Here is a 13708-nt window from a genome sequence, read left to right as displayed (position 1 = left end):
ATTTTGGAAAGGAAGGTCAAGTAAACTTTGATTTTCCACTATCTCTAATTGTCGGGAATTTTCCCGATATTTGGGACGTTTATCTACAAATGACAGCGTTTACCTAAATGCTCGTGAGTTATTGAAACGGCTTTCATCTGGTGATTAAATAGAGATTGAAGTTAGCAAATACAAAAAAATAATTAAAGAGGGGTGATTTATATGATGCAAAAGCTTCAGAGATTTGGTGGAGCAATGTTTACACCAGTACTTTTATTTGCATTTTCGGGTATTGTTCTTGCTATTACTATTATGTTAAATAATCCCCAAATTGTCGGAAGTATAGCAGATGAAGGTACAACTTGGAATAGTATTTTAACTATTTTGGAAGATGGTGCATGGACAGTATTTAATCAGATGGAATTGCTTTTTGTTATCGGTATTGCACTTGGATTGGCTAAAACTGCTAATGCAAGAGCCGTGATGGAAGCAGTTGTTGTATATCTTACTTTTAATTATTTTCTATCAGGTATATTAGAATTCTTTGGACCAACATTCGGTGTTGATTTTAGTCAGGAAGTTGGCAGTACTAGTGGAATGAAACTAATTGCTGGCATAAAAACATTGGATACTGGAATTATCGGAGCAATACTAATTTCTAGTATAACGGTCTGGCTTCATAATAAGTATTTTGAAAAGAAATTACCGGAATGGCTTGGGATATTCCAGGGATCTACGTACGTCGTCATTCTAGGTTACTTTATAATGATTCCTATCGCAGTTGTTGTTGCATGGATATGGCCGATTATTCAATCTGGAATCGGTTCCCTTCAAGGATTTTTAGCTAGTTCAGGAACATTCGGTGTTTGGTTTTACCATCTTTTTGAAAGAGCATTAATCCCAACAGGATTGCATCACTTTATTTATACGCCATTTATGTTTGGCCCAGCAGTTGTAGAAGATGGAATCGTTAAATATTGGATGGGTAATCTTGGGGACTTTGCACAAAGTGCGGAATCACTAAAAACTTTGTTCCCAGCTGGTGGCTTTGGATTATATGGAAACTCCAAGATGTTTGCAGCACCAGGGATTGCATTAGCAATTTATTTCACAGCAAAAAAAGAAAAAAGGAAGAAAGTAGCTGCCCTTCTAATTCCAGCTACCTTAACAGCGGTATTGGCAGGGATTACAGAGCCACTAGAATTTACTTTCTTATTTGTTGCACCTGTATTATTTGCTGTTCACGCTGTCCTCGCAGCTACATTGTCAGCAACGCTATATACATTCGGAGTAGTGGGAGATATGGGTGGCGGTCTGATTGAAATAATGTCTAAAAACTGGATTCCATTATTCGGTAATCATTGGGATGTTTATGTAGCCCAAATCGTAATTGGGTTAATTTTTTCCGGTATTTACTTTTTGGTTTTCCGTTTTCTTATCTTGAAGTTTAACTTTGCTACACCTGGAAGAGAGACGGATGATAAAGAGGTTAAACTATATAGAAAGAAAGATTATCAAGAAAAACAAAAAGGCAGAGATAAAAAAGATGAGGTTGCAGTAACAGTTGTGGAGAACAGTTATAGAGAAAAAGCTGCGATATTTCTTCATGCTTTAGGTGGTACAGAGAATATTGAAACAATAAATAATTGTGCAACAAGACTAAGAATTAGTGTAAAGGATCCCAATCTAGTGATGCCTGATATTGCCTTTAGAGAGGGTGGTGCTCATGGAGTTGTTAGAAATAATAAAGGCATACAAATTATTGTAGGCTTATCAGTTCCTCAAGTGAGAGAAGAGTTTGAAAAGTTAAAAAATGAAGAATAGGAGAGATTATTTATGAAAAAATTTTCAATCACAGTAGCAGGTGGAGGAAGTACTTTTACGCCGGGAATTATATTAATGCTTTTAGAAAACCTAGATAAATTTCCGATTAGACAAATTAATTTTTATGATAATGATAAAGAACGCCAACAACAAATAGCTGATGCTTGTGAAATAATTATTAAAGAAAAAGATCCTGAAATTACTTTTTTAGCTACAACGGAACCAGAGGAAGCCTTTGTGGATATTGATTTTGTGATGGCACATATTCGTGTAGGAAAGTACGCAATGAGAGAAAAGGATGAAAAGATACCTTTAAAATATGGGGTAGTTGGTCAAGAAACATGTGGTCCTGGTGGAATTGCCTACGGAATGAGATCCATCGGAGGCGTATTAGAAATATTAGATTATATGGAAAAATATTCGCCTAATGCATGGATGTTGAATTATTCAAATCCAGCTGCCATTGTTGCAGAAGCAACTAGAAAATTACGACCAAATTCAAAGATCCTTAATATTTGTGATATGCCGATTGGAATTGAAAATCTGATGGCAAAGATACTAGGTCTCCCTTCACGGAAAGATATGACTATCCGCTATTATGGTCTAAATCATTTTGGCTGGTGGACAGATATTCGTGATAAAGAAGGAAATGATTTAATGCCCAAATTGAAAGAGCATGTAAAGGATTATGGCTATGATTTAGCAAAAAATGAAGGACAACATGCAGATGAAAGCTGGCAATCTACTTTTAGAAAGGCGAAAGATGTGTATGCAGTTGATCCTGACACCTTACCTAATACGTACTTAAAATATTACTTCTATCCTCAAGATGAAGTAGAGCATACAGATCCTAACTATACAAGAGCAAATCAGGTTATGGATGGAAGAGAGAAATTTATATTTTCTCAATGTAATAGAATAGCAGAGTTAGGTTCTACAGAAGGTTCAGAGTTAGAAATAGACGAACATGCTTCTTATATCGTAGACTTAGCCCGTGCGATAGCATATGATACACAGGAAAGAATGCTTTTAATTGTTGAAAATAATGGAGCGATTCAAAACTTTGATCCAACTGCAATGGTAGAAGTTCCATGTATTGTCGGAGTTAATGGGCCTGAACCGTTAGTACAAGGAACTATTCCTCGATTCCAAAAGGGATTAATGGAGCAGCAAGTAGCTGTAGAAAAATTGGTAGTAGAAGCTTGGGAAGAACATTCTTATCAAAAGCTTTGGCAAGCCATTACCTTATCAAGAACGGTTCCAAATGCTAGAGTAGCAAAACAAATTTTAGATGATTTAATGGAAGCAAATAAAGAATATTGGCCAGAACTTAATTAGTAGAGAGAAACAGGGTGCTTGAAAAAGGGCACTCTGCTTTTCTATTTATTAATGTTTTTCTGAATATACTATTATCCCTTATAATAAAGGCAAGGGAGGAAGTTGTATATGCTTAAAGACTTAATGAATAAATATTATGATCAACTCTCAGAAAATGATTTGTATGTGATAAATTATGTTCTTAATCATATAGAAGAATGTAAAAAAATGAGTATTTTAGAATTGTCTGAGGCATGCACTATTTCCAAGTCTTCCATTCTAAGGATGACTCAAAAAATAGGTTTTAGTGGTTATAGTGAGTTTAAATATTTTTTGAAGAATGAGCCCAAATCCTTTGAGCCAAATTTAGATTTTTTTACTATGCAAATGAAAGAAATAGAAATGACAAGAAAACTATATAAAAATATTGATACAGAAGCAATATATAATCAGATTAGAAATGCAGATACGATATACGGCTTTGCAAGTGGATGGGGTCAAAGAAATGCTTTGGAAGAAATGGCTCGGCAATTTATTTCTAATAATAAGAAAATCTACATCATACCCGCAGAAACAGAATTTGATTTTCTTTTAGCCAAAATGAAGCCAACAGATCTAGTTATTGTTATATCTTTAAGTGGAGATGTTAAAAATATAGTAGGTCAACTAAGACAATTGGCTGTTAAATCAATTCCTACCCTATCTATTACTTCTTTCAACAATAACCATTTAGCAACTTTATCTACATATAATATTTATTATGAATCCTTTATGCTAGGGAAACATTATGAGATTGAACATCGATCCCTGTTGGGGTTATTTACTGTTATTGATTCGGTTTATAGAGGTTATTTAGACTATGCAGTTCGAAAAAATGAAAGCAAAGATTAAAGAGGTGAACATAAATGGTAAAAACAATTGTCGATAAATTAAATTTAAAAAAATATAAAAAAATGGCGATTCTAAATCAACCAAAAGAACTGAATTACTTTGGGGAATTGGAAGCATATGATACAGAGCTTCAAGATAAATATGATGCTATATTCGCCTTTGTGCTAGACATGGCTGCAATGCGAGAAACGATTGATAAGATTATGCAGTCGAATTCGCTAAACAAGAAGGGATACATCTTTTTGGCATATCCAAAGAAAGGAAATAAAGTCTACTCTACTTTTATTCATCGTGATGAATTGTTTAAGGGACTAGATACGGATTCAGATGGGTATGTGGGAACGAATACAATAAAATTTTCACGAATGGTTGGATTGGATGAAGTATTTACCGTGATAGGTTTAAAAGAAGAGGAAAAAAGGACAACAAAGGATGCTTCCTCCAAAGCGAGTCAGCGTGTCAATGATTATATAGAAAAAATTCAAGCTATCGAAGATGATTTAATAAATACACCCGAGCTATTAGCCTTTTACCAATCTCTTACACCAGGTTATCAAAAGGAATGGGCAAGATATGTCTATAGTGCAAAACAAGAAGCAACAAGAGAAAAAAGAAAAGCAGAAATGAAGATGATCCTTCAATCTGGTTATAAAAGCAGAGATACCTATCGAAAAGAGCGGGGATAATAGGTTTCAGCAGTTTTTTTATTATCAGTTTGACTAAATAAAAAGGCGTGTTTCTTTTGGGAAAGCGCCTTTTTAAAACCCTCTCTTCAAAAAGTGTGGCATGACTTTCAAAGGAAATTCATAGATTAATATATATCTTTTTTGAAGGAGAGGACTATATGCGTTTTGCTAGACTAGCTGATCGCTTTTGGGACGGTATAACTTTGACCAATGTCAATCGTAAAGGAATTATATATCCTTATTTTGCTTTTATGATTACTGCATTTCTTTTTGAATTATTTCTTATAGTGTTAATAGGAGTATCTATTTATTACTTTTATCAATGGAAGTATTATCCTGATGTACTCTTTTATATTGGATGCTGCATCCTCTTCTTGCTGCTTATCTTGACAACCATATCGATAAAATCTATCTATCTAAAGATTAAATAGGAGGCAGTAGCAATTAAATAACTTCCTGCCTTTTACGTAAATAATAATATAAAATGATACAGCAAATGGAGCAAAGCAACGATAATAATGCGATAAATCCATAGCCTGCCTGTTGTCCAATGACACCATTGCTTGTATAAAACAAACGATTTATCCCATCAATTATGACTCCAATTAACAGGTTCCCGAACACACTGGCAATTCCCATTAGAGTAACAGTAAAGGTTATGGCTGTACCCGTTCCTTTCGGATACCTTTTGGCAAGCAATGCCATTACAGTCGGGTAAATGGGGGCAATTCCTATTCCGGCGATAGCAAAAAGAATCGCACCTTTTTCGCCGATGATAATGCCAGCAAAACTGCAAATGCCGGAAAAGGCAGCAAAGATCATGATGGAGAGTGTATAGCCGATTTTATCTGTTAGTGGGCCAAGAATTAGCCGTGAAAGCATAAAGAAGAGAAAAAACATAGATAACATACCAGAAGCTGTTTCCACATTCCATGAATACGCTTTAATTAAAAAGTTTACTAACCAGCCTCCGACAGCCAATTCAGATACCACCCCAAAGGAAAGTATCATGACAATAAGCCATGCAACTGGATCGCGAAGTAAAAATCGATATGACACTGATTCGTCATCACTAGTTTCCTCTTCTGGAAATTTGCCGAAGATAGAAGGGATGATAGGGAGAATGGCTAAAAGCAGCACAATAAAATACATTCCTCGCCAGCTTAATTCTTCGCCTGCGATTGTCCATTTCATCATCCAAGAGGCAATAATAGGTGCAACCATTGAGCTTAGTCCATAGAAAAAATGAGCGAGATTCATCATAAATCCCGTATTCTTTGTGAAAATTCGTGCTGCCATTATCCCCAGTCCGATTTCAAGCATCCCATTTCCAATATATAAAAGGAAATAGGAGGAAGAAAGAGTGAAATATATTTCGGAGAAATAAAGACAAATACCTGAAAGAGCCATTGCGGCGAAAGCAACAATTCCAGTCCATTTGATGCCAATTTTATTGGCTAAAGCGGCAGTAAAGGTACAAGCAATTAAATAGCCAAGTGAATTGATAGCAAGCAAAAATCCTATTTGTGACTCACTTAAAAGAAAATCTGCTTGAATGATAGGGATAGCGGGTCCTTTAACGTTCTCTGATAATCCGAAAATGAGGAACCCGCCAAAAATAATAGCAAGTAAAACAGAATAATTAATTTTAGAATGTTTCTTACTAAAAGCGTTCAAGCGATTCATAGGTATCCTTCCTTTAACTTCAAAAATGTAACTAATGAGTTATGAAGACTATTATTTATGATAGCGTGATTGGCGAGATGGAAGATTGCTATCTTCGTTTGAATGATTATTGGTGTCCACATGATTACTTTTTTTGTGAAGGATTTTTTTAATCCCTTTAAACAATAGAGTAATAACTAGATAGATCCCAAAGAAAAGAAGAAACCCGTTAATCCCGGCCACAGCATCTGCGAACTCCATATTTCCTCGTCCTGTAATTCCTTGCTGAATTTCAATGGCAAATACTAATACGAGAATAAGTGTAAATGTATAAATAAAAGAAATACTCTTGATACTCCAAGCGGCTAACCGTTTAAAAATAAATTGAACAATAAAGAATGCAATAATTCCAATAAGGCCGATAATCCATAAATGCAAATCTTTGTCTGTGGCTTGCCAACCAAGAATAGCAGCAGCATCCATAATAATATCATGAAGAATATTAACAATTTCCGCGATAATTTTAAAAAAATCTACCATTGTGTCCCTCCCCTTTAATGTTTCCTTTCATTAGATTATACTGGACGATGGAAAATAATAAAACAGCAATTAATTATTCTATTATTAGCAAATGCGCTTCTAGTTAAAAAATGATAAGATAGGAGAAAAGATGTTCATTAAGACGAACGTATATAGAAATTATACTTTGAAGGGGCAATGTCTATGCTGCTTTGGAATCGTAATAGGCAAATAAAATCATGGGGACAAATTACGTTAGTAACAATCTCTATATTATTTACTACTTATCAATTTGTTATAAAGCACGAACCATTTTTCAATATTGATTTTTTCCTGTTTACGGTATTAGCATGGATTGTTGGCTGGAGGTATGATCTGTCCAAATACTATGAGAAGAAGGCTAAGGATAGTGAAGAAAGCTATCGACTCCTAATGGATTCATTACCTGAATCCATATTTATTCACTCCTTAAGGGAAAAGAAGTTAGTCTATGTCAATCATGCTGCTGTTAGAATGATGGGAGCATCTAGCGACCAAGAGTTAATTAATCGATCATTTGGAGAGTTTGTCACAGCAAACTATATGGAACGGTGGAAAATGCGGCTGAATATTGCCTTAGAGAAAAAGAAACCGCTCTCTCCTATTGAATATAAAATGAAACGTGTTGCTGGAAATGATTTTTTCTATGAGGCCTCCTGTTTAGCGATAAAGTTAAATGGTGAAGATGTGATATTATCGATTGGAAAAGATATAACAGCTAGTAAAGAGCAAACGATGCATTTGCTCCAAAAGTCAGAAAAATTAGCGATTTTGGGAGAGATGTCTGCAGGAATTGCCCATGAAATTAGAAATCCATTAACCTCGATTAAAGGCTTTATTCAGCTAGCGAAGGCAGAAAATCCCCAAAATAAATATTTTGAAATTGTATTGTCAGAGATAGAAAGAATTAATGGGATTGTCGGCGAGTTGCTTTTTCTCGCTAAACCTACGGCGGATGTTTTTTTAGTTAAAGATATTCGTAATATTATTAAAGACGTTGTTACATTAATACATACTCAATTAAGCTTACATAATATTCAGATCAAAGAAGTATACGAATGGGACATTCCAATGATTTTATGTGAGGAAAAACGCCTAAAACAAGTATTTATAAACTTACTACAAAATGCTATAGAAGCTATGCCAAAGGGTGGATATATTTCTATTAAGGGTACGTCTCTCCAGGATGGCAATATATCGATAGAAATTATGGATCAGGGAGTAGGCATTCCGGACGAGAGATTAGGAACACTTGGTGAACCATTTTTTACAACGAAGGAAAAAGGGACAGGTCTTGGTTTAATGACCTGTTTCAAAATCATTGAAAGTCATAATGGCAATTTGAGCTTCCAAAGCGAGTTAAACAAAGGAACAAAGGCAACCATAATCTTTCCAGCCGCTACACAAGATACATTACTTGGTACAGTTTCCAAAGCATAATAGAAGCAGATGTAAACCTCCACTAAAATAGCGGAGGTTTATTTGGATAAAGGAAATAAGTTTGGCGTAAAAGGTAATAAACTTTAGATGGTAAAGATTCCAGTCGAGTTTTTTCCAAACACTCCATGTTATAATGACTTCAAACTAGCAAAAGGATGGTGGATGTAGTGATTAATAACTTTGATGAAGTAGTAAATCGGCGAAATACCTATTCGATTAAATGGGATGGTGGAAAAATTATTAAGGAGATGGGACTTACAGAGCGGTATGATGAAGAGACAATCCCCTTATTTACAGCAGATATGGATTTGCCCGTACCACAAGCATTAGTAGATGCATTACATAAAACGGTAGATAATCGCATATACGGCTATTCTATTTTTCCAGATGAGTACTATGAAGCAATTCAGCTTTGGTTTAAAAAAAGACATAATTGGGAGATAGACAGAGAATCTATTGTCTACAGTCCGGGAACAGTTCATGCAATTAATATGGCTGTGCGTGCTTTTACAGAAGCTGGAGATGGTGTAATCATTCAACGTCCAGTTTATCCGCCATTTACTTCGGCAATTGAAGGAAATGGCAGAGTGGTTCGGAATAATGCATTACTTCAAGACGAAGCAGGGTATTATACCATCGATTTTGCTGATTTTGAAGAGAAGGCAAAGGAAGAATCAACGAAGCTGTTTATTCTTTGTAATCCCCATAATCCAACTGGTCGCATTTTTACAGTAGAAGAACTAACTCGTTTAAATGAGATTTGTGTAAAACATAATGTGTTAATTATTGCAGATGAAATTCATGGGGATTTAATTAGACGTACACAGAAATTCACTCCAATTGCGATGGTAGCAGATAATCAGGATCATTTGATTACATGTACGGCAATTAATAAAACATTTAACGTGGCAGGACTTCACTGCACGAATTTAATCATTCCAAATGTGAAGCTGCGCAATGCATTTAATAAAGAAATGGGGCACCAATTGGCATCTCCTTTTACAATATCTGCGCTTATTGCGGTTTATAAGGAAGGAGAAGAATGGCTGGAGGAATTAAAGGAATATATTGACGGAACCATGGAATGGGTAAAGGCTTACATTGATGAAAATATGCCAAAAGTGAAAGTAACAATCCCAGAAGGAACCTATATCATGTGGATGGATTTCAGCGGATATGGAATAACGCCAGAAGAAGTGCATGAGCGTATTTATCATAAAGCCAATGTTTTACTAGAAGATGGCAGTATGTTTGGAGAAGAAGGAATTAATCATCAACGAATTTGTATTCCTTCCCCAAGACCGATAATAAAAGAAGCCATAGAAAGAATTGCAAGAGAGTTCGCAGATTTAAAATAAAGAGCGTAGCTTTTTTTCGAGGGTCTGATTATACTGATACTTTTAACAGGAATGAACTGGAAACAAATATACTTGTTTAGAAAAAGTATCTTTAATGATCAGCTCCTTTTCTTTTTGTGTGCTTTGATTAAAAGAATAGTTAACTATCCTAGTGTATAAACAGGGCATCAGCCGGAATTTATAGAGAAAGATTATGTTTTTTTACCATAAAAAGATTTTTTATAAAAGATGACGTATTCTTTACCAATAGCCTAAGGATAATATATAATAGAGAGGAAGGAAGTCCCTTTTTGGTGGACTTGCTATTATTTTTTACTAAATTGAAAGGATGATTTTTATTGTTATTCAACAGGCAGTACAAACCGAATTAATTAAAAAGTATTGGGAAATGTATGAAAGTAAGAAAGAGAGGACATATATCGTAAAGCCCTCGATGCCAATTATGTATTTTGGTAATAGTAAGAAATATTTTGAATCCCCTATCCGCATCATTACTGTAGGTCTAAATCCGTCTAGACGTGATTTCCCTGACCCTGACCCTTTCCAAAGGTTTCAATCGATGAAACGAGACCATCACTATCAATTCAATCAACAGTATATTACTGCACTTGACCAGTATTTTGAAAAAGACCCATATAAAGCATGGTATGAGCCTTCTTTTGAACCGTTATTGAATGGAATGAATGCAAGCTTTTATGGTAACAAAGAAAATACGGCATTGCATACAGATATTTGCTCACCGCTTGCTACTAATCCTACTTGGGATAGTTTAAGCAAAGAAGCAAAGAAAGATCTTCAAGCAGAAGGCGTGAAATTATGGCATGAGCTTATTGAATACTTACAGCCTGATGTAATCCTTATTTCAGTTGCAGGAGAACATCTATCAAAAATTCAGTTGGAAACAGAAAGTGATTGGGAGACTGTTTATACGGTTCCTAATTCCCGTTATTTAATTAATAGTAAGAAAGTAAAATTAGCGGCTAAAACAGCTGATGTTTACTATGGCAGATCGGCAGAAATTCCATTTGGGCAAGTTTCACCGGAGAATAAGGTGAAACTTGGTGAATATATTAAGGCGATTACGGAGAAAAAAGATCAGCCTATTGATTTTAAAGCCTTTCACCATGCTATTTTAGAATCCGAACAACGAGATAATGAACTTTTTGGCTGGAACCAAGAAGCAAACTAATAAAAAGGGAATCAGGCTATCTGATTCCCTTTTTTATTTGAATGATAAGCGGTGATGCCTTTACAACGCCTCGCTAATGATCTTTTTATAATAAATAACGGAGAGAATTCCAAAGATGGAATACAGTACTGCATATAGCCCCATTACAATGAACATTGGTGCCCATAATTCCGATCCAAAGAAGAACCAGCCAGATTTGACAGCAAAATAACTATGAAGCAGGCCGATAAGTAATGGAATTCCAAAGTTAAATAGTTGTTTTGATTTAATCCCGTTTACTAAATCATTCTGTGTATAGCCTAGCTTACGGAGGATGGTATAGTTATACTTTTCTTCTTCTCCTTCGTCCATCTGTTTAAAGTAAAGGATACACCCTGATGTGATAAGGAAAGTTAGCCCAAGAAAACCGACAATAAACATCGCTAATCCCATAAATTCCTTTTGAGACTGGCTTGTCTCATAACGTGATAAAGTTTTCTGACTTTCAAAAGTTAGTTTTTGATAAATTTTATCAGCGTCTATAATATCTTGATCCTTATTAATATTAATCGCAATATAAAGGGTAGAAGGAGATTGAAGACTTTTATCCCTATTCTTTTCTACTAAATCAAAGACAGAAGAGTCGACAATTACGGTCATTAGTCCGCCGCTAGAAAAGTTAAAAGGAAGAATGTTCATTTCCTTCATTCCTAAATAACTTAATGGGATGGATTGGCCTTTTAACTCCATGGTAATCGAGCCTGTAGATTTTAATTGGATAAATTTTTCTAAGGTAGAACTATATCCATCAAAAAGTACTTCTTCTTTAGATAGATGAACATCATCTACATAGTCTTCACTAATAACCGGCAATTGCATCTCGCTGGTATCTTGTGCGAATCCCTCGGGAATATTAGCCAAGACTCCCTTAATATCAAAGATAGTCTGAATAACAGGAATTCTGTTTTCCTTATAAGCAATTTTTTGCTCTTTCAGTCGGCTTGTAAAAGCTTCTGCATCTTGGACATTGTCAAAGGTGAAATCGGCTGGAACATTTTGTTCTGCATTTTTTTCAGCAGAATAGTAAGATATATAGCTTAAACAAAGAAAGCCTAGTGCCAGCGCAGAAACGGTTGTTATAATTGTTAATAAAATAGCATTTGATTTCATCCGAAACATAATACTAGACAGGGAAAGTACTTGATTAATATTAATGTAGCCATTCTTACTTTTACGAATAAGGTTAAACAAAAAGCTGACAGATCCTTTATAAAATAGATATGTTCCGATTATAACTAGAGCGAGAATAGAAATCATAGCGAAAAACAATTCATTCATGGATTGAAAGTTGCCATTAAAAAGCTGGGACGAGATGTAGTAGCCGCTTATGATAAAAATAATTCCTGTAGCACCGATAATCATTTCCCATACAGACATTTTCTTTACTCGTGCTTCTGTTGAAGATGTAACCCGGAATAAGGAAAGAATCGTTTGGCCTTTAATGAAAATATAGTTCATTAACATAATGAGAACATATATGGCGCAAAAGACAATGACTGTTTGGACGAGAGCTTCTGGCGAAAAGTGAAGTTTCGCAATGCCTTGGACTCCGGTTACTTTGAATAGAATCATGATGGTTATTTTAGAAAAAGAAACGCCAATAAAAATACCGATAACAATAGATAGAAAATATAAAATGAAATTTTCCAGTGTTAATAAACGGAAAATTCTGCTTTTAGTCATTCCAATTAATTGGAAAAGTCCAATTTCTTTTCCGCGCCGCTTAATAAAAATCGTATTGGCATAGAGTAGAAAAATCGCAACAATTGCTATTAAAAGAATAGAGGCCGCTTTAATCGCAGCGCCACCTTTGACTGAATTTTCTACCACGTCCATCGATGGGTCATATTGTAAGGTTACAAAGGAAAAATAGAGGGACACGCTGAATACTAAGGCAAAAATATAAAGATAATAGTATTTTATATTTTTTTTGAGATTTCGAATAACAAGATTACTTACGGTCATTTTGCACACCACCCAAAATTCCCTGTGTTTTGATAATATCTTGGAAAAAGCGCTGTCTATCCTGGTCTCCTTTATAAAGCTGTGTATAAATTTGGCCATCTTTAATAAAAACAACTCGATTACAATAGCTTGCAGCGACTGGGTCATGGGTTACCATAAGGATGGTTGCACTTCTTGTTTGGTTTAAATGACTCAATTTATTTAATAAATCTGAGGCAGACTTAGAATCAAGAGCCCCGGTTGGTTCATCTGCGAATATAATACTTGGTTCATGGATGAAAGCTCTGGCTGCAGAAGTTCTTTGCTTTTGACCACCTGAAATTTCATTTGGATACTTATCTTTTATTTCGTAAATACCTAATTCTTTCGCTAAAGTATCAAAACGTTGATGAGCCTCTTTTTTGGGCGTTTTTGTAATCGATAATGGTAAAAGAATATTTTCTTTAACGGTTAAAGTATCGAGTAAATTATAATCTTGAAAGATAAATCCTAAGTGATTTTTTCGGAACTCTGCTAACTGCTTTTCTTTGAGACGGGTAATTTCCTTCTCTACGATTCGAATAGTTCCTCCGCTGGCTTGATCGATAGAAGAAAGAACGTTCAACAAGGTTGTTTTCCCTGAGCCAGAGGCACCCATAATACTGACAAATTCGCCTTTTTGGACGTTCAAATTTACGCCCTTCAGCACTTCTTGACGATTTGCTTTATTGCCATAACTTTTATGGACCTTTGAAGCAACTAAGATATCCATACTCCACACTCCTTTACATGATAGATTAAGTATACAAAAAGTATTT

12 protein-coding genes are annotated in these 13708 nt (G+C 35.1%); 8 read left to right on the top strand and 4 right to left on the bottom strand.

All coding sequences use genetic code 11. The features are described 5' to 3' along the window. The first annotated feature begins 201 nt into the window (after positions 1–201). The 5 genes from NX902_RS20435 (at position 202) to NX902_RS20415 (ending at position 5128) form a co-directional block, all read left to right on the top strand. Positions 202–1803 carry an alpha-glucoside-specific PTS transporter subunit IIBC gene (locus tag NX902_RS20435; protein ID WP_123258283.1) on the top strand — a complete coding sequence of 534 codons (1602 nt, stop codon included), beginning with the start codon at positions 202–204 and terminating at the stop codon, positions 1801–1803. 12 nt (positions 1804–1815) lie between these two features. Further along, positions 1816–3141, top strand: coding sequence for a 6-phospho-alpha-glucosidase (locus NX902_RS20430; protein WP_095329878.1), 1326 nt, complete (start codon positions 1816–1818; stop codon positions 3139–3141). A gap of 108 nt (positions 3142–3249) precedes the next feature. Then, a complete protein-coding gene (locus tag NX902_RS20425; RefSeq protein ID WP_341160953.1) occupies positions 3250–4011 on the top strand; it encodes a MurR/RpiR family transcriptional regulator in 762 nt (253 codons plus the stop codon). 14 nt (positions 4012–4025) lie between these two features. Next, positions 4026–4697, top strand: coding sequence for a YdeI/OmpD-associated family protein (locus NX902_RS20420; protein WP_163186471.1), 672 nt, complete (start codon positions 4026–4028; stop codon positions 4695–4697). Positions 4698–4855: 158 nt separating this feature from the next. Continuing rightward, positions 4856–5128 (top strand): hypothetical protein, encoded by a 273-nt coding sequence (locus tag NX902_RS20415; RefSeq protein ID WP_341160952.1) that lies wholly within the window; start codon positions 4856–4858, stop codon positions 5126–5128. A 13-nt stretch (positions 5129–5141) separates the two neighbouring features. Here NX902_RS20415 and NX902_RS20410 read toward each other — a convergent pair whose 3' ends face one another. Together NX902_RS20410 and NX902_RS20405 are read right to left on the bottom strand one after the other, a co-directional pair. Next, positions 5142–6383, bottom strand: a complete 1242-nt coding sequence (locus NX902_RS20410) for an MFS transporter (RefSeq protein WP_341160951.1) — start codon at positions 6381–6383, stop codon at positions 5142–5144. A gap of 51 nt (positions 6384–6434) precedes the next feature. Further along, positions 6435–6902 carry a hypothetical protein gene (locus tag NX902_RS20405; RefSeq protein ID WP_123258278.1) on the bottom strand — a complete coding sequence of 156 codons (468 nt, stop codon included), beginning with the start codon at positions 6900–6902 and terminating at the stop codon, positions 6435–6437. Positions 6903–7085: 183 nt separating this feature from the next. Here NX902_RS20405 and NX902_RS20400 point away from each other — a divergent pair, with 183 nt between their 5' ends. From NX902_RS20400 to NX902_RS20390, 3 genes are all read left to right on the top strand, one after another. After that, positions 7086–8360, top strand: a complete 1275-nt coding sequence (locus tag NX902_RS20400) for an ATP-binding protein (RefSeq protein WP_341160950.1) — start codon at positions 7086–7088, stop codon at positions 8358–8360. A gap of 167 nt (positions 8361–8527) precedes the next feature. Next, complete coding sequence (locus tag NX902_RS20395; protein ID WP_095329885.1) at positions 8528–9718, top strand: MalY/PatB family protein; 1191 nt, start codon at positions 8528–8530, stop codon at positions 9716–9718. Between the two features lie 433 nt (positions 9719–10151). Next, positions 10152–10907 (top strand): hypothetical protein, encoded by a 756-nt coding sequence (locus NX902_RS20390; RefSeq protein WP_341160949.1) that lies wholly within the window; start codon positions 10152–10154, stop codon positions 10905–10907. A 60-nt stretch (positions 10908–10967) separates the two neighbouring features. Here the strand turns inward: NX902_RS20390 and NX902_RS20385 are convergent, their stop codons facing one another. Next, a complete protein-coding gene (locus NX902_RS20385) occupies positions 10968–12911 on the bottom strand; it encodes an ABC transporter permease (RefSeq protein ID WP_095329887.1) in 1944 nt (647 codons plus the stop codon). Further along, on the bottom strand, positions 12898–13662 hold the full coding sequence (locus tag NX902_RS20380) for an ABC transporter ATP-binding protein (protein WP_095329888.1): 765 nt from the start codon (positions 13660–13662) through the stop codon (positions 12898–12900). Before NX902_RS20380 ends, NX902_RS20385 begins: the two co-directional genes overlap by 14 nt. Positions 13663–13708: the final 46 nt, after the last annotated feature.

The sequence above is a fragment of the Niallia sp. FSL W8-0954 genome (genome assembly GCF_038005605.1).
GTDB classification, from domain to species: Bacteria; Bacillota; Bacilli; order Bacillales; family Cytobacillaceae; genus Niallia; species Niallia circulans_A.
The sequence above is the reverse complement of the archived record's forward strand: the minus strand, read 5'-3'. Positions and strand labels throughout refer to the sequence as shown.

Bases quoted from the DNA above. Each gene is read 5' to 3' on its own strand.
- NX902_RS20405 (WP_123258278.1), bottom strand. From the start codon at position 6,902: ATGGTAGATTTTTTTAAAATTATCGCGGAAATTGTTAATATTCTTCAT.
- NX902_RS20410 (WP_341160951.1), bottom strand. From the start codon at position 6,383: ATGAATCGCTTGAACGCTTTTAGTAAGAAACATTCTAAAATTAATTAT.
- NX902_RS20400 (WP_341160950.1), top strand. From the start codon at position 7,086: ATGCTGCTTTGGAATCGTAATAGGCAAATAAAATCATGGGGACAAATT.
- NX902_RS20420 (WP_163186471.1), top strand. From the start codon at position 4,026: ATGGTAAAAACAATTGTCGATAAATTAAATTTAAAAAAATATAAAAAA.
- NX902_RS20425 (WP_341160953.1), top strand. From the start codon at position 3,250: ATGCTTAAAGACTTAATGAATAAATATTATGATCAACTCTCAGAAAAT.
- NX902_RS20380 (WP_095329888.1), bottom strand. From the start codon at position 13,662: ATGGATATCTTAGTTGCTTCAAAGGTCCATAAAAGTTATGGCAATAAA.
- NX902_RS20390 (WP_341160949.1), top strand. From the start codon at position 10,152: ATGCCAATTATGTATTTTGGTAATAGTAAGAAATATTTTGAATCCCCT.
- NX902_RS20435 (WP_123258283.1), top strand. From the start codon at position 202: ATGATGCAAAAGCTTCAGAGATTTGGTGGAGCAATGTTTACACCAGTA.
- NX902_RS20415 (WP_341160952.1), top strand. From the start codon at position 4,856: ATGCGTTTTGCTAGACTAGCTGATCGCTTTTGGGACGGTATAACTTTG.
- NX902_RS20385 (WP_095329887.1), bottom strand. From the start codon at position 12,911: ATGACCGTAAGTAATCTTGTTATTCGAAATCTCAAAAAAAATATAAAA.
- NX902_RS20430 (WP_095329878.1), top strand. From the start codon at position 1,816: ATGAAAAAATTTTCAATCACAGTAGCAGGTGGAGGAAGTACTTTTACG.